This window comes from Mesorhizobium sp. P3_A9 (assembly GCF_056402975.1).
The window spans coordinates 1-512 of the sequence record NZ_JBFUGJ010000852.1; the positions used below are offsets into that span (position 1 = coordinate 1).

A 512-nucleotide genomic window follows, 5' to 3' on the forward strand; every position below is an offset into this window, starting at 1 on the left:
GAGTTGCGTGTCAACTAAGGCTACGGCCGGTTACTGCGTCAGTTTGAATTCTCGTGCCTGAAGACGCGGGTCGCTCCTTCTTCGGGCTCGATCACCAGCACGACGTTTTCTGGGTTTTGCCAAGGCAGCGACATCACGTAGGCCGCAAAGTCGTCTTCAGGGAAATGGTTGAAGCCGCCGCCGGCTACAAACATTTGCGGGTGCTTGCTGCCGCCAAAGCTATCCTCGACGCTGTTAAGTTGTTGGAAGGGGCCGGCGCGCTCCGCCAGCCATTCCTGTATGCGCTCAAAGAGAACGGGCTGACCGTTCGGGCTCGAACAGTCTTCGGCAGAGGATGTACAAAGCACCACACCGCTCACGACACTCACTTTGGTTCCTCCGGGATAACCGCGCCTTTCCCAACTACACGTGGCCTGCCACAAATCGCCTCGGATTCCGAGTGGAAACTGACGCACTACCTACGGCCGGCGCAAGCCGGTTCTCGGCCCCACCCTTCTCGACTCGGCCTGACC

General features: G+C 59.2%; 1 protein-coding gene. It reads right to left on the bottom strand.

Annotated features, from left to right (window positions below):
- Positions 1–38: 38 nt before the first annotated feature.
- Positions 39–368: a hypothetical protein gene (locus AC1DX0_RS37110; RefSeq protein WP_477323448.1), complete on the bottom strand. Its 330-nt coding sequence runs from the start codon at positions 366–368 to the stop codon at positions 39–41.
- Positions 369–512: the final 144 nt, after the last annotated feature.